The 25927-nt window shown below is 68.0% G+C and carries 21 protein-coding genes and 2 pseudogenes; 12 read left to right on the top strand and 11 right to left on the bottom strand.

What is annotated here, in order from left to right; genetic code table 11:
- Positions 1–51: 51 nt before the first annotated feature.
- The 6 genes from IED13_RS20605 to IED13_RS20580 are packed head-to-tail and all read right to left on the bottom strand — an operon-like array spanning position 52 to position 8726.
- A complete protein-coding gene (locus IED13_RS20605; protein WP_191125284.1) occupies positions 52–1275 on the bottom strand; it encodes an ABC transporter substrate-binding protein in 1224 nt (407 codons plus the stop codon).
- Between the two features lie 42 nt (positions 1276–1317).
- The gene (locus IED13_RS20600) at positions 1318–3087 is read right to left on the bottom strand and encodes a hydantoinase B/oxoprolinase family protein (RefSeq protein ID WP_191125283.1); all 1770 of its coding nucleotides are present in this window, start codon (positions 3085–3087) and stop codon (positions 1318–1320) included.
- On the bottom strand, positions 3088–5106 hold the full coding sequence (locus IED13_RS20595; protein WP_191125282.1) for a hydantoinase/oxoprolinase family protein: 2019 nt from the start codon (positions 5104–5106) through the stop codon (positions 3088–3090).
- 2 nt (positions 5107–5108) lie between these two features.
- Positions 5109–6353: a CaiB/BaiF CoA transferase family protein gene (locus IED13_RS20590; RefSeq protein ID WP_260368430.1), complete on the bottom strand. Its 1245-nt coding sequence runs from the start codon at positions 6351–6353 to the stop codon at positions 5109–5111.
- Positions 6350–7327, bottom strand: coding sequence for a DUF7065 domain-containing protein (locus IED13_RS20585; protein ID WP_191125280.1), 978 nt, complete (start codon positions 7325–7327; stop codon positions 6350–6352). The genes IED13_RS20590 and IED13_RS20585 overlap by 4 nt, the downstream gene beginning before the upstream one ends.
- The gene (locus tag IED13_RS20580; protein WP_191125279.1) at positions 7320–8726 is read right to left on the bottom strand and encodes a phosphotransferase family protein; all 1407 of its coding nucleotides are present in this window, start codon (positions 8724–8726) and stop codon (positions 7320–7322) included. The genes IED13_RS20585 and IED13_RS20580 overlap by 8 nt, the downstream gene beginning before the upstream one ends.
- Positions 8727–8826: 100 nt before the next feature.
- Here IED13_RS20580 and IED13_RS20575 point away from each other — a divergent pair.
- The 6 genes and pseudogenes from IED13_RS20575 to IED13_RS20550 all read left to right on the top strand — a co-directional run.
- A pseudogene (locus IED13_RS20575) lies at positions 8827–9297 on the top strand (MaoC family dehydratase); the annotation flags it as partial.
- The gene (locus IED13_RS20570; protein WP_191125277.1) at positions 9294–10187 is read left to right on the top strand and encodes an HpcH/HpaI aldolase/citrate lyase family protein; all 894 of its coding nucleotides are present in this window, start codon (positions 9294–9296) and stop codon (positions 10185–10187) included. The pseudogene IED13_RS20575 and the gene IED13_RS20570, both read left to right, overlap by 4 nt.
- The gene (locus IED13_RS29260; RefSeq protein ID WP_191125276.1) at positions 10184–11464 is read left to right on the top strand and encodes an acetyl-CoA hydrolase/transferase family protein; all 1281 of its coding nucleotides are present in this window, start codon (positions 10184–10186) and stop codon (positions 11462–11464) included. Before IED13_RS20570 ends, IED13_RS29260 begins: the two co-directional genes overlap by 4 nt.
- A 27-nt stretch (positions 11465–11491) precedes the next feature.
- Positions 11492–12424, top strand: a complete 933-nt coding sequence (kce, locus tag IED13_RS20560; protein WP_191125275.1) for a 3,5-dioxohexanoate:acetyl-CoA acetone transferase — start codon at positions 11492–11494, stop codon at positions 12422–12424.
- A 10-nt stretch (positions 12425–12434) separates the two neighbouring features.
- The gene (locus IED13_RS20555; RefSeq protein ID WP_191125274.1) at positions 12435–13466 is read left to right on the top strand and encodes an NADP-dependent oxidoreductase; all 1032 of its coding nucleotides are present in this window, start codon (positions 12435–12437) and stop codon (positions 13464–13466) included.
- A gap of 32 nt (positions 13467–13498) precedes the next feature.
- Positions 13499–14665 carry an acyl-CoA dehydrogenase family protein gene (locus IED13_RS20550; protein ID WP_191125273.1) on the top strand — a complete coding sequence of 389 codons (1167 nt, stop codon included), beginning with the start codon at positions 13499–13501 and terminating at the stop codon, positions 14663–14665.
- A gap of 49 nt (positions 14666–14714) precedes the next feature.
- On the opposite strand, the gene IED13_RS20545 is transcribed toward IED13_RS20550, so the two are convergent.
- The 4 genes from IED13_RS20545 to IED13_RS20530 are packed head-to-tail and all read right to left on the bottom strand — an operon-like array spanning position 14715 to position 19360.
- Positions 14715–15464 (bottom strand): ABC transporter ATP-binding protein, encoded by a 750-nt coding sequence (locus tag IED13_RS20545; protein ID WP_191125272.1) that lies wholly within the window; start codon positions 15462–15464, stop codon positions 14715–14717.
- Positions 15461–17248 (bottom strand): branched-chain amino acid ABC transporter ATP-binding protein/permease, encoded by a 1788-nt coding sequence (locus tag IED13_RS20540; RefSeq protein ID WP_191125271.1) that lies wholly within the window; start codon positions 17246–17248, stop codon positions 15461–15463. Before IED13_RS20540 ends, IED13_RS20545 begins: the two co-directional genes overlap by 4 nt.
- Positions 17245–18120, bottom strand: coding sequence for a branched-chain amino acid ABC transporter permease (locus tag IED13_RS20535; protein WP_191125270.1), 876 nt, complete (start codon positions 18118–18120; stop codon positions 17245–17247). The genes IED13_RS20540 and IED13_RS20535 overlap by 4 nt, the downstream gene beginning before the upstream one ends.
- A gap of 52 nt (positions 18121–18172) precedes the next feature.
- A complete protein-coding gene (locus tag IED13_RS20530; protein WP_191125269.1) occupies positions 18173–19360 on the bottom strand; it encodes an ABC transporter substrate-binding protein in 1188 nt (395 codons plus the stop codon).
- A 135-nt stretch (positions 19361–19495) separates the two neighbouring features.
- Here IED13_RS20530 and IED13_RS20525 point away from each other — a divergent pair, with 135 nt between their 5' ends.
- From IED13_RS20525 to IED13_RS20510, 4 genes and pseudogenes are all read left to right on the top strand, one after another.
- On the top strand, positions 19496–20680 hold the full coding sequence (locus IED13_RS20525) for an ABC transporter substrate-binding protein (RefSeq protein ID WP_191125268.1): 1185 nt from the start codon (positions 19496–19498) through the stop codon (positions 20678–20680).
- A gap of 199 nt (positions 20681–20879) precedes the next feature.
- Positions 20880–20993, top strand: a pseudogene (locus tag IED13_RS20520) (helix-turn-helix domain-containing protein); the annotation flags it as partial.
- Positions 20994–21251: 258 nt separating this feature from the next.
- On the top strand, positions 21252–21512 hold the full coding sequence (locus tag IED13_RS20515) for a hypothetical protein (protein ID WP_112761450.1): 261 nt from the start codon (positions 21252–21254) through the stop codon (positions 21510–21512).
- A gap of 56 nt (positions 21513–21568) precedes the next feature.
- Complete coding sequence (locus tag IED13_RS20510; protein ID WP_113254561.1) at positions 21569–22504, top strand: LysR family transcriptional regulator; 936 nt, start codon at positions 21569–21571, stop codon at positions 22502–22504.
- Here IED13_RS20510 and ppk2 read toward each other — a convergent pair.
- Entirely contained in the window at positions 22468–23457 is a 990-nt protein-coding gene (gene ppk2 / locus IED13_RS20505; RefSeq protein WP_191125267.1) for a polyphosphate kinase 2, read from the bottom strand. The genes IED13_RS20510 and ppk2 overlap by 37 nt on opposite strands.
- Positions 23458–23598: 141 nt before the next feature.
- Between ppk2 and IED13_RS20500 the strand changes: the two genes are divergently transcribed.
- Positions 23599–24657: an ATP-binding protein gene (locus IED13_RS20500; protein ID WP_191125266.1), complete on the top strand. Its 1059-nt coding sequence runs from the start codon at positions 23599–23601 to the stop codon at positions 24655–24657.
- A 124-nt stretch (positions 24658–24781) separates the two neighbouring features.
- The gene (gene pstS / locus IED13_RS20495) at positions 24782–25807 is read left to right on the top strand and encodes a phosphate ABC transporter substrate-binding protein PstS (protein ID WP_113254534.1); all 1026 of its coding nucleotides are present in this window, start codon (positions 24782–24784) and stop codon (positions 25805–25807) included.
- The last annotated feature ends 120 nt before the right edge of the window (positions 25808–25927 follow it).

Genomic DNA, 25927 nt, shown 5'->3' with positions numbered 1-25927 from the left:
GTCGAGGGGCGAAAGGGGCCGGCCAGCGGCCCCTCTGGTCTCGCAAGCGCGTCAGGCGCGAGGCAGGTTGACGACGGTGACGCCCTCGGCCGCGGCCTCCGTCGGGAAGACCGCCTTGACGCGCCCGCTTTGCCACTGCGCGACCACAGGCAGCGCCCGGGTGTTCTGCATCTTCGCGTCGAACTTGGCGCCGTAGCCCGTCTCGTAGGTGCCGAGCGGCTTGTCCATGGCGGCGGCCGCCTTCACGACTTTCTCATAGTCGACGTCGCCGGCGGCCTTCACGGCCTCGAACAGCATCTTCATGCCGACGAAGGCGTTCATGCCCTGGGGCGCGATCGGATCGCGGCCGAGTTTGTCGCGGTAGACCTTGAGGAAGGCACCGGCGCCCGGGCCGTATTTCTCGCTGATGTCGGGCCGGGGGTAGGACACGACGAAGATGCCTTCGAGATACTCCTTGCCGAGCGCTTCCAGCGTCTCCGTGGTGTCGCCGACCCCGCACAGCATGATGGCGGCCGGCTTGAAGCCCTGGTCGCGCGCGGCGCGCAGCAGAAGGTTGGTGTCGACGACATACGCCGTGCTGATCCATATGTCGGGCGCCGCGTTCTTGGCGCGCAGGATCGAGTCGGTGACGTCGATCGCGCGAGCGCTGTGAGCGCCGACGCCGAAGCTGACGCCGGCCGCCTTGAGCAGGCGCTGCTGCTCGGTCGCGATCGAGGTCCCGTAAGCGGAATCCTCGTGCTCGACCCAGACCTTGAGGTCCTTCGGCTGCTTACCGAGCTTGGTCGCGACGATCTTCAGCGCGCCGTCCACCGCCCGCGAGGCGAACTCGTTGCTGCTCGGGCCGGAGCGGACGAAGTTGGGCAGGCCGCGATCGGTGAGGTCGCGCGCCAGCGCGTTCGTTTCCCAGTATAGCTTGCTGTAGTTCAGCGCGCTTTCGCTGGCTGCGTTGGAGATCGCGGTGACATAGGTGCCGGCGAAGATGTCGACCTTGTCGCGGCCGACGAACTGCTCGATGGCGGCGATGCCCTCCTGCGCGGAGGTCGCGTTGCCGCGAACGATCTGGAGCTGGCGCCCGAGCACGCCGCCCTGCCCGTTGACCCATTCGGCGGCGAGCTCGTAACAGCGCGTGACCTCGTCGCCATATTGCGCCATCGCGCCGGAATAGGGATTGATCGCGCCGATCTTGATCGCGCCGCCCTGCGCGAACGAGGAGCGCGTGCCCGCGAGCAGGGTCGCGCCGGCGGCGAATCCTCCGAATTGACGTCTCGTCAGCATCTTCTTGTCCTCCCGTTGGCTTGTTCTTGTTTGCGCCTTGGTTCAGCAGGCCTGGCGCCGGTCCGGTCTCATCTCGCTTCGTCGCGCCCGGCTTCTCTCCGGGTCGAGGGTGAAGACGGGCCGGCCGTCGATGCTGCGGGTCGACGCGACGGCGACGCCGTAGACGGTCTCGGCCGTCTCCCTGTCGATCAGCCCCGCGTTGAGATCGGCCTCGACGGCGTCGATGTCGCGCTCGATCGGCGCGCCGAAGCCGCCGCCGCCCGGTGATCCGAGATGGAAGCAATCGCCGGCAGCGAAGGGGATCTTCTCGGCCTTGCTGCGCATCGGGGGGACCCAGGCGCGGCCCCCGGTCGTCAGTTCGACGCGGTTGGCCACCGCCGGGCCGCCGCCCTGCACGCCAAACGGCGCATGATCGACACGGTCGCCGAGGATCGAGACCACGGTGTCGGTCAGCGTCTCGATGGCGTAGTCGGAGCCGCATCCGCCGCGATGGAGACCCGCGCCGCCCGAGCCCTCTCGGATGGCGTAGTGACGGAAGCGCACCGGATAGCGGTGCTCCGACATCTCGACGGACATGAATTTGGCCATCGAGCCCGGCGGCGTGCCGTTGACCAGGCCATCGGATTGCCGGCTCGCGCCGTAGCCGCCCGGGTAGGGATATACAGCGACGAAGTATTTGCCGGTCTCGGGATGGCGGCCCGACACGGTGGCGACCCCCGTGGTTCCGAACGGGGCGGCCGGCGTCTGATCGGGGATCGCTTGCGCGAGCGCGCCGAAGACGACGTCGACGATGCGCTGCGTCACGTCGGTCGTGCCGCCCACGGCGGACGGGTATTCGGCATTAAGGATGCATTTGCGCGGGATGACGAAGCGCGTCGGGCGGAAGGCGCCGCCATTGACGGGCACCTCAGGGAAGATGTGCTTCAGCGCCACGAAGCAGAGCGAGCGCGTGGTGGCGTCGGAGATGTTCATCGGACCGACGGCGGCGGCCGAGGTTCCCGTGAAGTCGAAGACCAGATCCGAGCCCTCGACGGTGATCGCCAGCGATACGGTGAGCCGCTCGTCGACGACGCCGTCATTGTCGAACCAATCGGTGACGGCATAGGTGCCGTCCGGGATCTCGGCGATGTAGGAGCGCATCTCGGCTTCCGAGCGGCGCATCATCTCGTCGATGCAGGCCTGCAGCGTGTCCACCCCGTAGCGCGCGACGAGGTCGTCCAATCCGCGCCGCCCGAGCGCGAAGACGTTGGTCATGGCGGCGAGATCGCCCAGCAGCTGCTGCGGCAGGCGCACATTCGCGGTGATCATCGCGACCACGGCCTCGTTGCGCCGGCCCTCCTCATACAGCCGCAGCGGCGGGATGATGATGCCTTCCTGATGAATCTCGCGCGCCGTCGGCGCCCAGCCGCCCGGCACGCTGCCGCCCATGTCCATCCAGTGGCCGGTGTTGGCGAAGAGCGCGAAGAGCTTGCCGTCGACGAAATGTGGGGAGACCAGGATGACGTCGTTGAGATGCGTGCCGCTGAGATAGGGATCGTTGGTGATCCAGATGTCGCCCGGCCGGAATCCGCCGGCCGCCTCGGCGATCGGGATCAGGCGCTGGACGGTGAACTGCATGTTCGCCAGGAACATCGGCAGGCCGTAGCCGCCCTGCGCGATCGTCTCGCCGCTCGCCGGGTCGTAGAGCCCGTGGGCGCAGTCGTTCGTCTCGGAGATGATCGGGGAGAGCGCCGCGCGGATGAGATGCAGGTCCATCTCGTCGGCGATCTGTTCGAGGGCGCCGCGAACGACGGCGAGCGTCACCGGATCCATTCAGGCCACCTCGATCAGGATGTTGCCGAAGGCATCGACCCGCGCGCGCATGCCCGGCTCGACCACGCTGGTGGTGTCGGCCTGCTCGATGATCGCGGGACCGTGGAAATGCATGCCGGGCGCGAGGTCCCGGCGATCGTAGATCGGCGTCGTCAGCCATCCGCCGAAATAGACCGGCCGGCTCGCGCGCGACGGCGCGGGCTGCGCCTCGACCGGGGCAGGCCGGCTCTCAGGCTTGGCCCGGACGCCCTGCACCGAGGTCTTCAGGCTGACGAGCACGACGGGGATGTCGCCCAGCGTGTTGCCGTATTCGCGCCGGTAGACCTCCTCGAAGGCCTCGACCAGGCGCGCGTGATCCCAGTCCGGATCGACGACGGCACGCAGGGTGTGGATCTGGCCGAGATAGGACATCTCGGCGGCGTGGCCGACGACGACGCTTTCGAGCGGCGTGCCGCTGGCCGAAAGGCGCGCCTCGCCATCCGCGCGCTGCCGGGTCAGCACCTCTCCGGCGAAGCCTTCGGCGACCTCGGACAGGGGTTGCTCGACGGTCTGGGAGAGGTCGTAGCGCAGATCGGCGACGGCGCAGCCGAGCGCGCAGAGCACGCCGGGATGCGGCGGCAGCAGCATCGTGCGGATGCCGACCTCGCGCATGATCGCGGCGCCATGCAAAGGTCCTGCGCCGCCGAAGGCGACGAGTGCGAAGATGCGCGGGTCATGACCCTGCTCGACGCTGAGCAGCCGTGTCCGCCGGGCCATGACGTGGTTGACGATGGTGAGGATCGCCTCCGCCGTCTCCTCGATACCGAGACCGAGAGGAGCACCCAGCGCCGCCATCGCCGCCCGCGCGCCGTCGATGTCGAGCCGGGCGAGATGCTTCATGCCGATCGGCTGGTCGGCGTTGATGCGGCCCAGAACGGCGTTCGCGTCGGTCACGGTGGGCTCCGTGCCGCCCCGTCCGAAACAGACGGGGCCCGGCACCGCGCCGGCGCTGCGCGGGCCGACCTGGAGGATCCCGCCACGGTCGACATGGGCGATCGACCCGCCGCCGGCACCGATCGTGTGCACGTCGATCATCGGCAGGCGCAAGGGCACGCGGAAATCGAGCTCGGTCGTCTCCGCGATGCGCAGCAAGCCGTTGACCACCACCGCGACGTCGTAGCTCGTGCCGCCCATGTCGCCGGTGATGACGTGGGTGAAGCCCGCCTCTGCCGCGAGCTTCGCCGCCGCCATCACGCCGGCGGCCGGGCCGGAGCGGACGATGTTGGCGGCGCGCTCGTGCAATTGCCCGAGCGGAATCAGCCCGCCATTCGATTGCATCACGAGAGTCTGGCGGTCGAAGCCGAGATCCCGGAGCTTGCCGTCGAGATTGCGGGCATAGCGCGAGACCAGCGGCTGGAGGTAGCCCTGGACGGCGGCGGTGCTGGTCCGCTCGAACTCGTAGTACTCGCGCACGACGTCGCTGGAGATGACGATCTCCCAATCCGGATTGGCGGCTTTCAGGATTTCGCGCGCCTGCCGTTCGTGAGCCGGATTGGCATAGGCGTGGAGGAAGGAGACGATGACGGCATCGACATCCTCCTGCGCCAGCGCGGCCGCAAGGCGGGCAAACCCGGCCTCGTCCAGCGGCGTCAGCACCGTGCCGCGGTGGTCCAGACGTTCGGCCACCTCCCAGCGCATGGCGCGCGGGATCAGCGGCTGCTGCACGCCCGTCAGCCCATACATGCGCTGGCGATCGCGCCGCCCCAGCTCGAGGATGTCCCGGAAGCCGGCCGTGGTGATCAGGGCGCAGCGCGCCCCGCGTCGCTCGATCACGGCGTTCGTGGCGATGGTCGTGCCGTGCAGGATGACGTCGAGCGAGGCGGGCGCGACATCCGCCGCCTTGAGCGCGTCAATCAGTCCGCGGCTCGGATCGTCCGGCGTCGAGGGCACCTTGAGCACGGCGTCCACGCCGAGTCCGTCCGCCGAATAGAACAGGTCGGTGAAGGTGCCGCCGACGTCGATCCCGACAATCCCGCCCATCTTCAGAGCTCCGCCTTCGCAGGGTGTCGCGGCACGGAGGTGCCGGCCGCGTCGCCGTCATGCCGGCCGAGGCGCTCGCGCAGCACGGCCTGCGTGTCGGCACCGAGCGCGCGGCTCGGCTCCAGCGTCCGTCGCGGGACCCCGGCATAGCGGAGCGGCGAATGCTGTACGACGATGCGGCCGAGCTCGGGATGGTCCTGCCATTGCAGCGAACCGCGGGCATGCATGTTCGGATCGTTCACGACCTCTTCGAGATCGCGGACTGGCGCACAGGGCACCTTGTTCGCCATCAGGGCCTGGAAGGCCTCCTCCTTGGTGCGATGGCTCGTCCAGTCGGAGACCAGCGCGTCGACCTCGTCCATCACGGCCACGCGCTGCTTGAGGCCGGCGAAGCGCGGATCCTCGGCGAGCTCGGGCCGGCCCATGGTATGGACCAGCGTGCGCCAATGGGCGTTGCCGACGCAGATGATCGCGATCCAGCCGTCGCTCGTCGGGTAGACGTTGTAGGGAGACTCGGCGAGCCCGCCATGGCGGTTTCCGGTGCGCGGCGGCGGCGGGTTCTCCGCCTCGCGCTGTCCCCAATGCATGCCGAGGCTGGAGCTCAGCGCCGGATAGACCGCATCCTGCATCGCGACTTCGAGTCGCCGCGCCACGCCGGTGCGCTCGCGTTCGAACAAGGCGGTCGCGATCGCGCCGTAGAGATGCACGCCAGCGAAGAAGTCGCAGAGCGCAGGGCCGGCCTTGACCGGCGGGCGGTCGGGATAGCCGGTCGTGCTCATCACGCCTGCCATCGCCTGGACGGTGAGGTCCATCGCCGGGTAGCTTCGATAGGGGCCGTCGCTGCCGAAGCCGGAGCTGGAGGCGTAGATCAGCCGGGGATTCAGCGCCTGGAGCGCATCGGCGCCCAGTTCGAGCCGGTCCATGGTGCCAGGTGCGTAGTTCTCGACCAGCACGTCGGCGTCGGCGACCAGATCGCGCAGCGTCTGCTTGCCCTCGGCGCTCTTGAGGTCGAGCACCATGCATTGCTTGCAGCCGTTGAGCATGGCGAAGGGCAGGGCGGCACCGCCGACGACGCCGCGCCGGCGCAAGGGCTCGCCGCCCGGCGGCTCGATCTTGATCACGGTCGCGCCGGCTGCCGCCATCAGGAAGGTCGCGTAGGGGCCGTTGTAGATCTGGCTGAGGTCGATCACGACGACACCGTCGAGCGGCTGGCGCGTCGGGTCGGGGCTCTGTGAGGGCGTCGTCACGAGGCGCGCCCCATCCTGGCTTCGCGGCGGAAGGCCGACCAGCGGTGAACCGGCCACATGTCCTGATCCTCGCCATGGCCGCGCTTGCCGTTGATCGTCCATTCGATCAGCCCGTTGCTGTCGATGAAGCTGTGGCGGTTGATGATGATGCCGCTCAGTCGCTCGCCGACGGCATCGAGATCGCGACCGAACTCGTCCTTGCCTTCGATGGTGATGCGGGTGACCCAGCCCCGCTCCGGATCGCGCTCGACGATGCGGCGGCCCGAGACGAGATCGCCGATTTTGCCGTCCCGGATCATGAAGCCGTAGGCGATCGGGTCCGTCTCGTCGTTCCACTTGGTCACGGCGAGGAAGCCGTCATCGGGTGAGGCGATGCCGGTGACGTAGGCGCTCTTTCCGGGGCGGTGTTCGGGACGTGGGCCCCAACTGCGGTCGCGGATCGCGTAGCAATCGATCGGGATCGTCTCGCCATGGAGGACGATCTGCCCGGTGACGTGGCCGAACTGGTCGAAATGGTTGAGGTTCTTGAAAGAAGAATCGCCCTTGCGGAGCGGTCGCGCCGGCATCACCGCATCGAAGGTCAGATCGACGGTCAGCCGATCCTCGTCCAAGAATCCGAGCTTGTAGCGCTTCAGGGGCTCGAGCGCCTTGATGCTGACGCCGGTCGGCAGCGCGATGTCGGTCAGATCCTGGTCGCGCGGCAGGCGCAGAGCGGTGTAATTCGCCGAATACGGCACCTCCCACGGCACGGCGGCCGTGTCGTCCCAGATCCAGCAGCCGCCGGCGATCGTGCCGATGTTCGGCCGTGCCATGCTGTAGAGCCAGCCGCCGAGCTTGCGCTCCGGCGCGCAGAAGGCGAACCAGGCCGTCTCCGTCTCCCACCAGCGGTCGCTCATCTGGTCGAAATGGAAGCGGTCGTCCCTCGCGGTGAAGGGGGTGTCCGTCGCGGTTTCGAGCGTGGCGGTATCAGACATGATTCATCTCGGTCAGAGGCGGGAAATCGCGCCCGGCGAGCCCGCCGGACGCGGATGCGGCGAGCTCCGCGTCGCGCGCGACGCTGCCGGCGAAGAATTGCAGGGCCGCGGTGAACGGAATGTCGCCCGCCTGCAGCCTGTCGGCGAGCGCGGCCATGCCTTCGGGAACCGTCGACGGCCGCGCGCTCAGCATCCCCGTCAGGGCTTCGAGCTCCGCTGCCGCGACGAGGGGGCCGATGCGGTCGCATTCGCGCAGGTATTTGACGACCTTCGCCATGTTCTTGGCAGCCGCGACGACGCCGGCATCGTCACTGGCTTCCGCGATGTCGTGGCGCAGCTCGTGAAGCACGAAGTCGAACAGCGCGCTGCGCTCCGTCTCCGGCGCGTCCATCCGCGCAGGCGGCGCCAGTGTGGTCGCGGTCGCTTCCGCCAGCGCCGTGACGAGCAGGCGGCGGTTCAGCGCGCGTGAGACGATCGAGTTGCCCGGCAGGCCGGTGACGTTGCGATGCCGGATGATGACGACGCGCGTCGAGACGAAGACGCGGTGATAGCGGATGCGGTCGAGATCGACCGGGGTCCCCATCGCCTCGCCGTATTCGCGCAGGCGCGCCGGAAAATCGGGGACCGGTTCCATCACGCAGCGCATCGAGAACCAGGCGAGGTCTTCCATAGGATCGCCCGGATGAGCGAGCTCCCAGTCGAGCAGGGCGGTGAGATGCCCCTCGTCGAAGAGGAAGTTGCCCGGCCCGGCATCGCCGTGGACGAGGACGGGAGGCGCGGTCGTCGCGGGGACGTTGTCGTCGAGCCAGTCGAGCGCGAAGGCGATCAGCGGGTCCAGGCGCCTCGTCTCGGCATACATGGCGCGCCAGATCGCCAACTCTTGGCGCACGCAATCGGCGAGGGTCGCGCGGGGGTCGAAACCCGCCATGTCGAGCCGCGCGACCGGCGTCCTGTGCAGCGTCGCCAGGGCTTGGACGAACTCGCGGGCGATAGTGGTGCGGGCTGCGTCGTCGGCGATGCGGCGATAATCGGCGCGCCCCGGCGCGCGCTCGGTCAGAATGGCCTGGCTCTCGGGATGCACCGCGATCAGCTTGGGCGCCGGCACCGGGCTGGAGGCTAGCGCGCGATAGAACTGCGCCTCTCGCCACACGGTATAAGGCTCGGCGGAAGGCGGGCGCGGCGGCTGATAGCGAAGATAGAGTTCAGCGGGCGGTTCCGAGGCCGAGGCGACGTCGACGGCCCAGGAGCGGCAGCGGTTGCCGCCGCTGATCTGCGTCCAGGACGTGATCGCCCCGCCCGTCTGCGCTTCTATCCAGGCCCGCAGCTCATCCGGCGTCGCCGGACGGTCGGTCGGATTTTGAAGCGCTGTGACGGGCCGCTGGTCCGGCTGTCTGTCCACCCTGTCCCATCCTCGTGCTCGTTGCCGGCACGATAAGAGGCTCGACAACACCGTGCAACTAAATTATTAGACCAAAAAAAAGAACGATGAATTAGAGGCGGCGGAGCAGCGGATGGCCGGGCTTTATTTCGACGATCTCACGGTGGGGCAGGTGTTCAGGCACGAGATCCGCCGGACGATCACCGAGGCGGACAATGTCTGGTTCAGCGCCGTCACGCACAATCCGGCCTATCTGCATCTCGACGAAGAATATTGCCGCAACGAAACGGAGTTCGGCCAGCGCCTGGTCAACAGCGCCTTTACGCTGGGGCTGATGGTCGGCATCTCGGTCGGCGATACGACGCTCGGCACGGCGGTCGCCAATCTCGGCTGGGACGAGGTCCGTTTCCCAAAGCCGCTCTTCCACGGCGATACGATCAGGGTCGAGACCGAGGTCGTGGAGCTGCGTGAGAGCCGCTCGCGGCCGGAGGCCGGCATCGTCGTCTTCCTCCACCGTGCCTTCAACCAGCGCGGCGAGCTCGTCGCCCATTGCAAGCGCTCGGGCCTGCAGCGGCGGAGGCCTGCGGCATGAGCCTGCGCTCCTTCCTGTTCGTGCCGGGCGACAGCGAGAAAAAGCTGTCGAAGAGCGCCGGCTCCGGTGCCGATGCGCTGATCCTCGATCTCGAGGATTCGGTCGCGCCGTCGCGGAAGGCCCTGGCGCGCGACATGGTGCGCGACTATCTCGCGGCCCCGCGCGCGGGCACGGCCGAACTCTGGGTGCGGATGAACCCGCTCGCCGAGGGCGGGCTCGACGATTTGGTGGGGGTGGTGCGGGCGGCTCCGGACGGCATCGTCGTGCCGAAGGTCGACGGGCCGGGCGACCTAGTTCGGATCGGTCATTTTCTCGACGCGCTGGAAAAGCGCGACGGCATCGGCCGCCCGATCCGCCTCTTGCCCGTGGCGACCGAGACGCCGCGAGCGCCCTTCGGCCTGGCGCATTATCACGATGCGGCATTCCCCAGGCTCTACGGCCTGACCTGGGGCGCGGAGGATCTCAGCACGGCGGTCGGCGCCAGCACCAATCGGGATCCGCAAGGCCTCTGGGCCTTCACCTACCGCATGGTGCGCTCGCAGTGCCTGCTTGCCGCCAAAGCCTGCGGCGTCGCCGCGATCGAGACGTTGTATGCCGATTTTCGTGACGATGCCGGGCTTCGTGCCGACTGTGCCGAGGCCTCGCGAGAGGGCTTCACCGGCCGCATCGCCATTCATCCCGACCAGGTCGCGGGCATCAACGAGGCCTTCTCGCCTTCGCAGGCGGAGATCGCGCACGCTCAGCGCGTCGTCGACGCGTTCTCCGCCAATCCCGGCGTCGGGGTTGTCGGTCTTGACGGCAAGATGCTCGACATCCCTCATCTCAAGCAGGCCGAGCAGGTTCTGGCACGCAAAGCGGCCATCGCGGCACGGGCCGGGGCCGGCGCGTGACGGTCACGGCTGCGCTAGCACGATCCACGGTCGCGGCGCGCAGCGTCGGCACGCCGGCTGCGCTCGTCGCGCGGATCTCTGCCGGCGAGCGCATCTTCCTTCCCGGCTCGGGGGCCGAAGTGCCGGAGCTGACGGCGGCCCTGTTTTCCGGCCACGCACCGCCGCTCGACATCACCGCCAGCTTCGTTCCCGGCATCAATGCCGTGCCGATCGAGGCCTTGCCAGAGGGGGCGCGCTACACGAGCTGCTTCGCCCAGCCTTCGCCGCCGGGCGCGCAGGCGAACGGCCGGTTTCGCCATCTTCCGGTCTCGTATGGCGGCTTTGCGTCTCATCTGTCGCGTCAGTCGTTCGACGTCGCCATTGTTCACGTCTCGCCGCCGGATGCGGCGGGACTTTGCTCCTTCGGCATCGCCGTCGAATTCATGCCGATCGTGTTGAAGAACTGCCGCCGCGTCTTCGCTGTCATCAACCCTCGAATGCCCCGCATTCCCGGCGCCGAGACCTTCGATATCGCGAGGGCCAATCTCATTGCCGAGACCGACGAGCCCTTATGCGAGTACGATGTCGGCGCCCCGAGCGCGCAGGCCTCCCGGATCGCCGAACACGTCGCCGCCTTCGTCGAGGACGGCACGACGCTTCAGGTCGGCCTCGGCAAGACGCCCGACGCGCTGATGCGCATCGTGTCCGACCGCCGCCGTCTGCGGCTGCATTCCGGCATGCTCTCCGACGCCGCGCGGCTCCTTGCCGAATGCGGCAGCCTCGACGCGCAATGGCCGCATATGAGCTGCGTCCATGTCGGGACGGCCGCACATTACGCCTGGCTGTCAGGACGCGACGACTTCCAGATCCGGGGATGCGACCAGACTCATTCGCCCGCCGTGCTGGCCGGCCTGCCGCGCCTGGTCGCGGTGAATTCCGCGCTCGGCGTCGATCTCTTCGGCCAGGCCAATCTCGAAATGCTGGGCGGGCGCATGCTGAGCGGCGTCGGCGGTGCCGCCGATTTCGCCCAGGCTGCGAGCCTGGCGCCGGACGGGGTCAGCATCATCGCTCTGCCGTCGACGGCCGGCCGCGGCGGCGCCTCGCGGATCATCGCGAAGCTCGACGGCATCTGTTCGCTGCCGCGCCACGCCGTCGATGTCGTGGTGACGGAGCACGGCGCGGCCGACCTGCGCGGCGCCACCGTGATGGAACGGGCCGAACGCATCATCGCGATCGCCGACCCCGCGCACAGGACTTCGCTTCAGGACGCCTGGAACGAGATCGCGGCCCGCTTTTGACGCTGCGACGGACGAGAGGACAGGGACATGAAACGCGCCGAGAAGGTCATCATCAGTTGCGCCATCACGGGGTCGATCCACACCCCCAGCATGTCGCCCCATCTGCCGGTGACGCCGGAGCAGATCGCTGAGGGCGCGATCGGCGCCGCCAAGGCCGGCGCCGCCATCCTTCACCTTCACGCCCGCGATCCGCAGACGGGCAAGCCGACGCAGAACCCCGAGATGTTCAAGCGCTTCCTGCCGGTGATCAAGCAGGGCTGCGACGGCATCGTCAACATCACCACCGGCGGCGGGCTCGGCATGACGCTGGACGAGCGGCTGGCCGCCGCGAAATGGGCGAGCCCCGAGATCGCCTCGATGAACATGGGCTCCTTCAACTTCAACATTTCGGGCGCGAGCGGGCGCATCCCGTCGTTCAAGAACGACTGGGAGCAGCCCTATCTGGAGATGACGAAGGACTTCATCCTCTCCAACACCTTCACGCAGATCGAGCGCGGCATGACGGAGCTCGGCGCGCTCGGCACGCGCTTCGAGTTCGAGTGCTATGATGTCGGCCATCTCTACAACCTCGCCCATTTCGCCGAGCGTGGGCTGGTGAAGCCGCCCTTCTTCGTCCAGGCGATCTTCGGCATCCTCGGCGGCATCGGGCCCGAACCCGAGAACCTGATGCACATGAAGGCGACGGCCGATCGGCTGTTCGGCAACGACTATTACCTCTCGATCCTGGCGGCCGGGCGCCATCAGCTGCCCTTCGTCACGATGGGTGCGATCCTGGGCGGGAATGTCCGCGTCGGGCTCGAGGACAACCTCTATCTCGGCAAGGGCGAGCTCGCCCCCTCCAACGCCGACCAGGTCGCCAAGATTCGACGCATCCTCGAGGAGCTGTCGCTCCAGATCGCCACCCCCGACGACGCCCGCCGCATGCTCGGCACCAAGGGCGCGGCGCATGTCGGCTTTTGAGGAGCGCACGATGCCGACCGAGATCCCGGCCTATTCCTCCCCGAGCCGCAACCGGCAGGTCCTGCTGACGACGCGGCCCGCCGGCGTGCCGCAGGCCAGCGACTTCACGCTCGGTTCCTCCGACGTGCCGAAGCCCGGCGAGGGCGAATTCCTCGTCCGCAACATCTATCTCTCGGTCGATCCCGCGCAGCGCGGCTGGGCTTCGTCCGAGGCGAATTACTCGGCGCCGGTGCCGCTCGGGGGGCCGATGCGGGCGCTGGCGGTCGGGGTGGTGACCGAAAGCCGGAACCCCGATTTCGGCGAGGGGCAGTTCCTCTACGGTTGGTTCGGCTGGCAGGACTACGCCGTGGCGACGCCCCAGCAGGTGATCCTGCGCGCGACGCAAGACCTGCCGCTGACCGCCTTCGGCAGCCTGCTCGGCATCAACGGCATCACCGCCTATCTCGCCTTGACCGAACTCGGTCGCCCCAAGGCCGGCGATACGCTCGTCGTCTCGACGGCCGCCGGCTCGGTCGGCAGCTTCGTCGGGCAAATCGGCAAGAGCCTGGGCTGCCGCTGCATCGGGCTGACCGGTGACGATCGCAAGGTCGCGCTCTGCGAGGAGCGCTACGGCTACGACGTCGCGATCAACTACAAGTCGGGTGCCCTCGACGAGGCGCTGGCGGCCGCCGTCTTGGATGGCGTGAACGTCTATTTCGACAACACGGGCGGCATGATCCTCGATACGGTGCTGCGGCGCATGGCGGTCGGCGGCCGGCTCGTCCAATGCGGCACGGCCTCGATCGACTCCTGGAACCCACTGCCCACGGGGCCGCGCAACGAGCGCGAGATCCTGACGCGCCGGCTCGTATGGAGCGGCTTCGTCATCTTCGACCACATGGCGCGCTATGCGAAGGCGGCCGACGAGATGGCGCGCCTGCACCAGGCCGGGACGCTCGGCTTCGACACCGATCTCGCCAAGGGCATCGAGCACGCGCCCGGCGCCATCGCTTCGCTCTATGCCGGCGAAAACCTCGGCAAGAAACTGATCTTCATCGGCTGAGAGACGGCCAGAACGCCATCCCGGAGAGCATCATGGATATCCAGCTCAGCGAAGAGCAAAAGGCGATCGACCAGAGCGTGCGCGAAATCTGCGCCGCCTTCGACGACGATTATTGGACCCGTTGCGAGGAGGAAAGCACCTTCCCGAGCGAGTACTATCAGTTGATGGCGCAGAACGGCTGGCTCGGCATCACCATGCCCGAGGAGGTCGGCGGCGCGGGGCTCGGCGTCACCGAGGCCGCGATCATGATGCATGCCGCCACGTCCAGCGGCGGCGGCTACTCGGCGGCGTCCGCCATCCACATCAACCTCTTCGGCCCGCACTCGATCGTCGTTCACGGCTCGCCCGAGCAGAAGCAGCGCTGGCTGGTGCCGCTGGTCAAGGGCGAACAGAAGGCCTGCTTCGGCGTGACCGAGCCCGATGCGGGCCTCGATACGACCAGCATCAAGACCGTCGCGACGAAGACGCAAGGCGGCTACGTCGTCCATGGGCGCAAGATGTGGACCTCGACGGGGCAGATCGCCGACAAGATCCTGCTCCTGACCCGCACCACCGCCAAGGAGGACAGCCGCAAGCCGACGCAGGGCATGACGCTGTTCTACACCGATCTCGACCGCAGGAAATGCGAGGTGCGCCGCATCCACAAAATGGGCCGCAACGCGGTGGATTCGAACGCCGTCTTCATCGACGGGCTGTTCATCCCGGAGGAGGACCGGATCGGCGAGGAGGGCAGGGGCTTCGAATACCTGCTCGACAGCCTCAACCCGGAGCGCATCCTCGTCGGGATCGAGGCCGTGGGCCTCGGCCGCGACGCGCTCAGCCGGGCTGCGCAATACGCCAAGGACCGCGTCGTCTTCGGCCGCCCGATCGGAAAGAACCAGGGCATCCAGCATCCGCTCGCGGAAGCCTGGACCTATCTGGAATCCGCCTATTGGATGCTGATGCGGGCGGCATGGCTTTACGACAACGGCCAGCCCTGCGGGGCCGAGGCCAATGCCGGCAAATTTCTGGGCGCCCGCGCTGCTTTCGATGCCGCGACGAAGTCGGTGATGACCCATGGCGGCATGGGCTATGCCCGCGAATATCAGGTCGAGCGGCTGTTCCGGGAATCGATCCTGCCGCGGATCGCGCCCGTGACGGAGCAACTGATCCTGTCCTTCATCGCGGAGCGGGTTCTCGGCCTGCCGAAATCCTATTGAGCGCCCGACGGCCAGGCGCCGCGGCCCGGTTCATGCGTCGCTGCCCGGTTCAGGCGGCGGCGTCGGCGCCCATGTATCCCATGCGCAGGGTCTCGCGCGCGTCGGGATCGGCGGCGAGGCCTCGATGGCGGATCTCGCCGCGGTCGATGACCGCGAAGCGATCGACATATTGCAGGGCCTTCACGGCGAGCTGTTCGAAGACCACGATCGTCACCCCGGAGGCGCGCAAGGCCGCCAGCGTCTCGTAGACCTTGTCGATCAGGATCGGCGCGAGCCCGAGCGAGGGTTCGTCGATCAGCACCAGTCGCGGCTTCGCCATCAAAGCCCGGCCGATCGCGACCATCTGCTGCTCCCCGCCGCTCAGCGTCGCGACGGCGCGATCCTTCCCCTGCCTGACAGCCTCCGGCATCAGGGCGTAGGCCTCGGCGAGGCGGCGCGCCGTCTCGGCCCGCCCCGCGCCTGAACCGAAAGCGCCGAGCACCAGATTTTCCTGAACCGAAAGCTGGCCGAAGAGCCGGCGGCCTTCGGGGATCAGCGCGACGCCCGCCTCGACCAGGCCGCGGCGTCCGGCACGCGCCGTGACATCGGCCCCGTCGAGCATCAAACGTCCGCCAGTAGGGGACATTGCGCCGGCCAACAGGAGTGCGAGGGTCGATTTTCCGGCGCCGTTGGGGCCGACGACGGCCAGGAACGTGCCCGCCGGCACCGCAAGGTCGATGCCGTGCAGCGCCAGCACCCCCTCGTAGCGATGTTCGATGCGCTGTGCCTCGATCAGAGGCGAAGGCGATGGTTCGCTCATGCGGCGGCACTCCGGGACGGCGCGCCGTCCGCACCGAAATAGGCGCGGTGCACGTCCGGGTCGTTGCGGATCTGCTCGGGCGGACCCTCCGCCAGGACCTTGCCGAATTCGAGCACGACGATGCGGTCCGCGACCTGGAGGACCTCCTGCACCGCGTGATCGATGATCAGGATGGTGACGCCCGCGCCGCGCATGCCGCGCAAGATGGCGCGGATGGCGGAGCGCTCCCGCTCGTCGAGGCCGGAGAACGGCTCGTCCATCGCAACCAGCGATGGCGCGAGCGCCAGGGCGCGGCCAATATCGGCAACCTTCTGGACACCGAAGGGGAGGGCGGGGGGATAGCTCTCCGCATAGGCGGACAGGCCGAGCGCCGCCACGATCGTCGCGGCGATGGCGTCTGGCGAACGGTCCGTCAGCCCGGCCGCGAGGCGCCGTGGCGCGCCGAGCATCGCCGCCGCCGCGATATTCTCGCGCACGGTCAGTTCGGCGAACAGCTCGGCATGCTGGAAGGTCCGGCCCATGCCGAGACCGGCCCGAGCATAGGACGAGCGATGCATGAGGTCGTGCTCGCCGAAGCGGATCCGCTGCGCGCTCGATGCACGGTAGAAGCCCCCGATGACGTTCAGCAGGCTCGTCTTGCCGGCGCCGTTGGGGCCGATCAGCCCCAATGTCGAGCCGGCCGGTGCGGCAAGGGTGATGTCTTGCAGCGCCTTTACGCCGCCGAACCGCAGATCGAGATGCTCGATGGCGAGGCTCTCGGTTGCTGGCGGCAGACAGGCCCGTACCAGGGCCTCGATCGCGCTCGGGTCGATCGGCAAGATGTCCGCCGCGACCGGAGCCTTAACGGAGCGGGGCTTTATCCAACCTGCGAGACTGGGCACGATGCCGCGGCGCATGAACAGGAGGACGACGATCGTCGCGGCGCCGAACACGAAGACCGAGACGTTGGCGATGCCGCGTGCCGCCTCCGGCACCGCGACGATGAAGACGGCGCCCAGCACCGCGCCCAGCAGGCTGCCGGCGCCGCCGATCACGGTCGCGACGATCAACTGTACCGATGCGTCGAGGCTGAAGGCGATCGGATCGAGATAGGAGATCGTGAAGGCGATGCCGACACCGGCGAGAGAGGCGATGGCGGCGCTGAAGGCGAAGGCGGTCGCGTTCTCGACATGCGGGCGCAGGCCCATCGCCGCGGCTGCGATGCGCTGGCTCTTTACCGCAAGCCAGCGACGCCCGATCGGGCCGCGTGCGACGACATCGACCATGACCAGGGCGAGGGTGGCGAGGAGCACCGTCATGACCACGGCGCCGCGCAGGTCCAGCGTCCGGCCGAGCAGGATCGAGCGCGCCTGCAGGACAGCGATGCCCTCGTCGCCGCCGGTCACCGATGTCCAGTGGCCGATGATCTCGGTCGCCGCCATGCAGAGCGCCAGTGTCAGCAGGCCGAAATAAAGCACCGAAAATCGCCCCGCGCTGAAGCCGAGCAGGAAGCCGGCCGCGCCCGCCGCGGCGGCCGCGCAGAGGATCGCTAACTCGACCGGCCAGCTGTACAGAGCGAATTGCGCTGCCATGTAGGCGCCGATCGCCATGAAGGCGGTATGCCCCATCGACCAGATGCCGCAGAGCCCCGCCAAGACGCTCACCGCCATGACGGCGATGGCATAGAAGGCGATGGAAGCGACGACGAACTGGCCGTAGTCGCCGAGAAGGCCCGGCCAGCCGACCAGCAGCGCGAGGAGGAGGCCGGCCGCGACCGTCGCCAGACGCCGAAGAGCGGGGGTCATACGCGCTCCTTCCGGGCGACGCCGAGGAAGCCGGACGGGCGGATGAAGAGCACCGCGACGATGATCCCGAAGACGATGGTGTCGCGGTAGTTGGCCGAAAGGTAGCGGCCGGCGATATTGTCGAGCACCCCGATCGAGAAGGCGCCGAGCGCGGCGCCGAGCATGCTCGTCAGCCCGCCGAGGAAGACGCCGGCAAAGGCGCGAAAGAGCGGCGAAAGGGTTAGGTTGGCGTTGGCCGAACCGTCCGCGGCGAGGAAGAACGCGGCGATGGCGGCCAGCCCGCAGCCGATGAACCAGGCGAGTGCCGCGATGACGGAGGGGCGGATGCCGATGATGCGGGCCGCGAAGTGATCCTCCGCGCTGGCACGCATGGCGATCCCGATGGCCGTGTAGCGGAACAGCCAGGCGATGACCGCCATGGCCAGCAGGGCGATCCCCGCCGCCAGCACCTTGTTGAGGGTCAGCGCGACGCCGAACACGTTGACCATGCCGGCGGCGACGGGTGCCACCACGATCGGGCGCTGGCCCCAGACGACGCCGATGACGGCATGGATCACGAGGCCGAGGCCGATCGTGACGACCAGCGCGCTGAACAAGCTCTTGGGTCCGGAGCCCAGGGGCCGGATCAGGAGGCGCTCGGTCGCCATGCCGCCGAGTCCGGCCAGGACGACCGCGAGCAGGAGCGCGGCCACCGGCGGCAGGCCCGCCGCCATCGCCGAGGTGGTCATGAAGACCGCCAGCGTCGCGGTGTCGCCGATGGCGAAATTGACCGTGTCGGTGGAGCGAAAGATGATGACGATGCCGAGCGCCAGCAGCGCATAGGCCGAGCCGCTGACGAGGCCGGACGCGATCACGGCGGGCAGGTCTCCCATGACGGGCTCCTCCGGTACAGGCGAAACGGGGTCGAAGGCGGGCGGTGCGGTCTCACCACTCGGCGGTGGAATCGACAGGCTCCCCGACCGCCTCCCAGATGCCGGATTTCAGGACGACGCGCTGCAGCGTCGACAGGCCCAGCGGCTTGTCCGGCGCGAAGGTGACCGGCGGCAGGATCCCGGTGTCGTAACCCTTCAGCTTATAGAAGCCTTCGAGGAAACTCGTCCGGTTCAACGGCTCGTCGGCCCGGCGCAGGGCCTCCGCCACGATCTTGGCGAAGCCGAAGCTGAGCAGGGAATCGAAGTCCGGCTTCTGATCCGGCGCATATTTGGCAAGCGCCGCGCGATATTCCCTGAGTGCCGGGTTGTCGAGCGTCGCAGGCACCGTCCATGACACGGATTTGATGCCCTCTACGGCCGGTCCGCCGAGCAGCGGTAGAGATTGCGTGACATTGGGCGAATAGGTGTAGATCGGAACCTGCGAATTCTGCTGGCGCAGTTCCTTGGCCAGCGACGCGACCTCCTGCACCACCGCGATTTGGATGACCGCGTCCGGCGCGCGCCGCAGCACGTCGAGCGCAATCGGCGCGTAATCCTGCGTTCCCCATTTCACCGACAGGGCCTCGACCTTGGCGGACGGGTTTGCCTTCCGGATGGCCGCGACCGCAGCCTCGCCCGGCTTGTGATAGGCGGCAGGATCGGAGTGAATGACGAGAATGGACTTTCGGTCGTCCTTCACGGCCCAACGCCCGACGGTCGCAGCCTGGTTCTCGTAGAGGACCTGAGCGCTCAGCAGCCCCGGACGGGGTGGCGCGAACCATTCCTCGGCGCCGGCATAAGGCGTGACGAAGGGCGTCTTCTCCTGCTGCAGCACATAGGGGAAGGCTGCGGCGGAGGGGCCGGTGCCGAAGGCGACGGCGATCGCCAGAACCTCGTCGCTGCCGATCAGCTTGCGCGCGGCGGCGACGGTGCGCTGGGGATTGAAGGCGTTGTCCTCGACGATGAACTTGATCTTGCGGCCCTTGATGCCGCCCTGCTCGTTGACGAGGTTGAAATAGGCGTCCGCCCCGGCGCGGACCGGCACCCCGTAGATCGAGACAGGTCCGCTCAGCGGCTGCCAGGACCCCAGCCTGACTTCGCTCGCCGAGACGCCAGGGCCCGTCTGCGCGCTGGCTGCGGCTGCGCCGAGCCATGCGGCTGCTGCGACGAGCGCAAGCCCTGCGCCGTTCCTCCTCGTCATGGAGCCCTCCCCGGTGCTCTCTATCGTTATCCTGGACGCTACATCCCTCGACATCCCTCCGCAACTAAATTATTAGACCAAATAAAAGAGCGATGAATTTGTCGATTGAGCGAGATCCTGGGGAGGATGACGATGATGACGCGATCGATTCAGATCGGCCTGCCGGCGCTGGCCTTGGCGTTCGGGTTGCTCGGGAGCGCGGCACGCGCGCAGGACGGGCCGGGCGTCAGCAAGGACGAGATCAGGCTGGGCTCGTGGTCGGCGCTGAAAGGCCCGTTCGCGCTTTACGGTCTGCCGGGCGTGGCGGGGCAGACGGCCTTCTTCGGCCGGCTGAACGAGCAGGGCGGCATCGACGGGCGCAAGGTCACGGTCATCGTCGAGGACCACGCCTATAATCCGCAGCAAGCCGTCGCGGCGGCCCGCAAGCTCGTCGACAGCGACAAGGTTCTGGCGATTCAGGGCTCCTATGCGACAGGCCCGAGCGCGGCGACCTTTCCCTATCTTCAGCAGGCCGGCGTGCCCTATGTCATGCCCTATGGCGGTGCGCTCGACTGGTACGAGCCGGCGCGCGCCCTGATCGTCGGCGCACAGACGCTGCTGGATTACCAGGCGCAGGCGCTCGGGCGCTGGGTCGGCAAGGATGGGCTGAAGAGCGTCATCGTCGTCCACGCCGCGGCGTCGGCCTTCGAGAAGGTCGCACTCAATGTCGAGCCCGGCGCGCGCTCCGCCTCGCCCGACACCAAGGTCGAGCTCATGCCGGTAAAGCTCGGCACGAGCGACTATGCGCCGATCGCGCTGGAGATCGCGCGCAAGGCGCCCGACGGCGTCGTGTTCATCGGCACTATCCAGGAGCTCGTCGCTCTCGCCAAGGAGCTGAAGCAGCAGAAGGTCAAGACGCAGCTCCTGACCTATGGCGGCAATGTCGGCATGGATCTGATCAAGATCGGCGGCGATTCCGTCGAGGGCCTGCGCAGCGTCTCGCTGTCCTATACCGTCGAGTCGGACCGGCCGGCGGTGAAGGAATATCGCGAGGCGCTGGCCAAGTTCGCACCGGGCGAACGGCCGGACTACGGCTCGCTCCTGACCTATGCGCTCGCCAAGGTCACGGCGGAGGCGATCCGCCGCGCCGGGGCGCCGCTGACGCGCGCCTCGCTCGTGAAAGGCTTCGAGCAGCTGAAGGACTACGACACCGGCATCATCGGCAAGGTGACGCTCGGCCCCGACCGCCATCTCGGGACGACCGAAGTGCTGCGCGTCGAGATTAGGAACGGGCGCTGGGAGCCGATCGGCGGCTTCATCGACAGTCTGGGCCCGTGGTGATCCAGGGCGTCGGCCTTGTTCTCGGTCGTGCACTTGGTTGCACGACGCTTGACGGACCTGTCTTCGGAGCTTGCCGGCTTCTGTGTTTCGGCGGGCAAGTTTGACCCCTTGAGGCGGGGGATCGGCGTCCAACTTTGACCCCCCTTGAGCCGGTTTCGGTGAGACTGCCCGTCCTGGTTTCGGATGGGCGGGCGGGGGGATGAAGGGCGTGGATACGATTGCGCGGATCCGGCGCGAGTTTTCGATCCGTGGGAAGACGATCAAGGAGATCGCCCGCGAGCTGCACGTCTCTCGGAACACGGTGCGGAAGGTGCGCGGGCAACCCGCTGCCGCAGCGAAGCCGGCCGTCGCCGCGTTCGACGCTTCGCGTGCTGGTCCCGGACAAGCCCGCGATCGGCGGGAAGGGCGGGGCGGAAGAGCGCCGCCGACGAGCGAGGCGGCGACAGGGGCGCCGCGCCTTTCCCGGTGACGGCAGGCCTGCCCTTCTCCACACGGGAAACGGGTTCATCGCGCCTTTTCGGACCCGATTGAGGTAAGCTCACCGCGCAAAGCGATTCACGGAACCCTCCCCATGGCCAAAAAGACCCCCGAACAGCTCGCCCAGGAATTCGAGGGCCGCAAGGCCAAGGGGCTGGCCAAGGGCGGGGCGGCGTACTGGCCCAACATCATCGCCAATGCCGTGCTGAAGCTCACCGCGGCGCGGGCCGAGATTTCGCCGGAAACGCTGATCGAGATGATCGAGCGCGAGGCGCCGTCGCTGGAGATCACGGTCCGGTCCGGCGCGACGGAGGCGGTCGCGCGGTTGAAGCAGGCCATCGCCAAGGGAGCGTGAGGCGCGGGCTTGAGGCGCGACGGGCGTGAGGCGCGATCTCTTGGGGGCGGTGGCGGATGGATAATCGCGCGGGTGAGATGGATGTCTTCGTCACGGCGGCGGATGCCGGCAGCTTCTCGGCGGCCGGGCGCAAGCTCAACCTCTCGCCCTCGGCCGTCAGCAAGCTGATCAGCCGCGTCGAGGACCGGCTCGGCACGCGGCTTCTGGTGCGCACGACGCGCGCTTTGCAGCTCACGCCGGAGGGCGAGGTCTATCTGGCGCGGGCGCGGCGCATCCTCGCCGAGATCGAGGAGACCGAGAGCGCGCTCTCCAGCGGGGCGCGGGCGGTGCCGCGCGGCCGGCTCAGGGTCAGCGTCTCCGTCGGGTTCGGGGTGATGTATGTCCTGCCGCTGGTGCAGGAATTCCTGACGCTCTATCCCGAGATCGAGCTGGACATCTCGCTGAACGACGAGGTGATCGACCTGGTCGAGGAGCGCGCGGACATCGCGATCCGCGCCGGCATCCTGCGGGATTCCCGGCTCAAGGCGCGCAAGCTGCTGGAGACGCGCCGCATCGTCATCGCCTCGCCCGCCTATCTGGAACGGCACGGCACGCCCCGGACCCCGGACGATCTCGAGCGGTTCAACTGCCTGCGCTTCAATTTCCGCTCGAGCTTCGACGAATGGCTGTTCCGCGATCCGGCGAGCGGCGAGCGCTTCAGCCGCACGGTCGCCGGGAACTTCCTGGCCAATAGCGGCGCCACCCTGCGCAATCTCTGCCTGCGCGGCATGGGGCTGGCGCGGCTCGGCCGGTTCCATGTCGAGCCGGATCTCGCCGCGGGCCGGCTCGTGCCGGTGCTGGAGGCCTATGATGCGGATGACCGCGAGCTGATCCACGCCGTCTTCGCCGGCCACGAGCATATGGCGGGGCGCATCCGCGCCTTCGTCGATTTTCTCGCCGAGCGGATGCGGGAGCCTCAGGCGGTTTCCGGCTCGCCGCCCTTGGCGAGATAGCGCTCGACCGAGACGACGACCTTGTCGTCGAGCGGGCCGATCGCCGCCTCGTCCTTGTCCTTGTAGGGGATCGCCCGCAGGACATGGCGGATGGCGTTGAGCCGCGCCCGCAGCTTGTCGTTGCTGCGCACGACGACCCAGGGCGCGTCTTTCGTCGAGGTGCGGCCGAGCATCTCGTCGAAGGCGCGGGAATAGTCGTCGAAGCGCGGGATCGCCTCGAAGTCGATCGGCGAGAGCTTCCAGCGCTTGAGCGGATCGTGCCAGCGGGCATGCAGGCGCATCATCTGCATCTCGCGGCCGATGGTCAGGAAGAGCTTGACGATGCGGATGCCGCCGCGCGTCAGCATGCCCTCGAAGACGGGGGCCTCGCGCAGGAAGCTCTCGGTCTGCTCCGGCGTGCAGAAGCCCATGACGCGCTCGACCCCGGCGCGGTTGTACCAGGAGCGGTCGAAGAAGACGATCTCGCCGGCCGTCGGCATCTCGGCGGCGTAGCGCTGGAAGTACCACTGCCCCTTCTCGGTGTCCGAGGGCTTGGGCAGGGCGACGATGCGGGCCTGGCGCGGATTGAGATGCTGGGTGAAGCGGGCGATGGTGCCGCCCTTGCCGGCGCCGTCGCGGCCCTCGAAGACGACGACGATGCGCTCGCCATGCTTCTGGGCCCAGCGCGTCAGCTTCTGCAATTCGATCTGCAGCGGCTCCAATTCGCGGTTGTAGCGCTTGCGCTTCATCCGCTTGCCATAGGGATAGTCGCCGCTGTGATAGGCGGCGTCGACGATCGCTTCCGGCAAGGTATCGGCCTCGATGTCGAAGCCCTTGGCCTTGCCGGGCTTGCGGGCCTTGCCGGTACTCTTGGACTTGTCCGGCTTGGGCGGCCGCTTCTCCTTCGGGGTCGATTGCGTCGCCGGCAGCTGGATCAGGTTTTCGATCTCGGCGCCTGAGAATTTCTTCGCCATCGTTTCTGTCTCCTTGCCGGGACGAGCCCGTTTCTTCCCCGGTGGAGCCTAGCCGGCTACCGCGCCGAAGGGAATTGACGCCCTCTGCCGTTCCGCGCAGGAAGAGCCGAGCCGGCAACGGCCGGCAGCTTCGGACGTTCCATGATCGACACCGCCGTTTTCCCCATCGCCGCCGCGCGCGGCTTCGTCGAGGCGCTCGGCACCGCCGTCGTGCTGCTCGACGAGCTCGGCGTCGCGCAGGCGCTGAGCCCGGCGATGCGCGCGCTGATCCCGGGGCTCGAGACCGGCAAGCTCCTGGCGCTGGTGCTGCGCGACCCCGACCTGATCGAGGCGATCGAGGCGGTGGCGCTGGATGGCGGGCGCAAGACGATCGAGCTCGTCGAGCGCGTTCCGGTGGAGCGGACCTTCCGCATCCACATCGCCGCGCTTGCCGGGCGGGCCGAACGCCGTCCGACGCTCCTGACCTTCGAGGATCTGAGCGAGCAGCGCGTCATCGAGCGCATGCGCGTCGATTTCGTCGCCAATGCCAGCCATGAATTGCGCACGCCGCTGGCTTCGCTGCTCGGCTTCGTCGAGACGCTGCAGGGGCCGGCGCGCAACGACGAGAAGGCCCGCGAACGCTTCCTCGGCATCATGCGCGAGCAGGGCCTGCGCATGGCGCGGCTCGTCGACGACCTGCTCTCGCTGTCGCGGATCGAGCAGCGCGCCCATGTCGCGCCAGACGCGCCGGTGGATCTCGCCGGCATCGCGCGCGAGATCGTCGATTCCCTCACGCTGCTGGCGCGCGAGCGCGAGGTCACCCTCAAGCTGAAGGCGCCGTCCGAACCGCTGCAGGTGCCGGGGGACCGGGACGAGTTGCTGCGGCTGATGGAGAACCTGGTCGAGAACGCGATCAAATACGGCAAGCGCGGCGGCGAGGTCGCGATCGCGGTCGAGATCCACGATGGGGAGGCCAGCGTCTGCGTTCGCGACGACGGGCCGGGCATCGCGCCCGAGCATCTTCCGCGCCTGACCGAGCGCTTCTACCGTGTCGATACGGCGGCCAGCCGCGAGGCCGGCGGCACGGGGCTGGGCCTCGCCATCGTCAAGCACATCGTGCTGCGCCATCGCGGCCGGCTGACCATCGAGAGCAAGCCGGGGCAGGGCGCTGCCTTCAAGGCGATCCTGCCCCGCTACGGAACGGGCCGCAGCGCGGCCTGAGCCCTGACAATCCGGAGCGGCCTGAGCCTTTGTGACAGTTTTCATGACGGAATGTCATGTGGCTGTCATACTGAGGGTGTTCTGACGAGGTCGCTGCAAACAGCGACCCAGAGAGGACATCTCAATGCGCAAGATTCTCGTTCTCGCGGCCGTTGCCGCCGGGATCGCCGGTTCCGCCCAGGCTGCCGACATCACCGGCGCCGGCGCGACCTTCCCCTTCCCGATCTATTCGAAATGGGCCGAGGCCTATCAGAAGGAAGCCGGCGTCGGCCTGAACTATCAGTCGATCGGCTCGGGTGGCGGCATCCGCCAGATCAAGGCGAAGACCGTCGCCTTCGGTGCGACCGATGCTCCCCTCAAGGGCGAGGAGCTCTCCAAGGACGGCCTGATCCAGTTCCCGACCGTGATGGGCGGCGTCGTTCCGGCCGTGAACATCGCCGGCATCGAGCCGGGCAAGCTCAAGCTCTCGGGCGAAATCGTCGCCGGGATCTATCTCGGCGAGATCAAGAAGTGGAACGACCCGAAGATCGTCGCGCTCAACGGCGATCTGAAGCTCCCCGATGCCAACATCAACCCGGTCTACCGTTCGGACGGCTCGGGCACGACCTTCGTCTTCACCGACTACCTCTCCAAGGTTTCGGCCGAATGGAAGACCAAGATCGGCAACAACACCGCCGTGCAGTGGCCGGTCGGCATCGGCGGCAAGGGCAATGAGGGCGTTTCCGCTTCGGTGAAGCAGGTCGCGAACTCGATCGGCTATGTCGAGTACGCCTATGCCAAGCAGAACAAGCTCTCCTACGCCCTGGTGAAGAATGCCGACGGCAACTTCCCGATGCCGACGATCGAGGCCTTCCAGGCCGCGGCCGCCAATGCCGACTGGAAAGAGCAGCCGGGCTTCGGCATCTCGCTCAACAACCAGAAGGGCAAGGATGCCTGGCCGATCACCTCGGCGACCTTCATCCTGGTTCATGCCAAGCCGGAAAGCCCGGCCGACGTGCAGGCCGCGCTGAAGTTCTTCGACTGGGCCTACAAGAGCGGCGACAAGCTGGCGAGCGATCTCGACTACGTGCCGCTCCCGGCCAACGTCAAGGACGAGGTCCGCGCCGCCTGGAAGGGCGTGACCGACAACTCCGGCAAGCCGATCTTCTGATCGCAGCCTGACCGACAGGGCGAGGCGGGTTATCCCGCCTTGCCCGACCACGCTCAGCCTTCATCCTGAGGAGCCGCCGGTCGCGGCACCGGAGGCTCCTCAGGATGAGGGCTGAGGCCG

Origin of the sequence: Allobosea spartocytisi (assembly GCF_014764685.1) — a bacterium.
Taxonomy (GTDB): domain Bacteria; phylum Pseudomonadota; class Alphaproteobacteria; order Rhizobiales; family Beijerinckiaceae; genus Allobosea; species Allobosea spartocytisi.
This window is presented reverse-complemented; position numbering and strand designations above follow the sequence as displayed.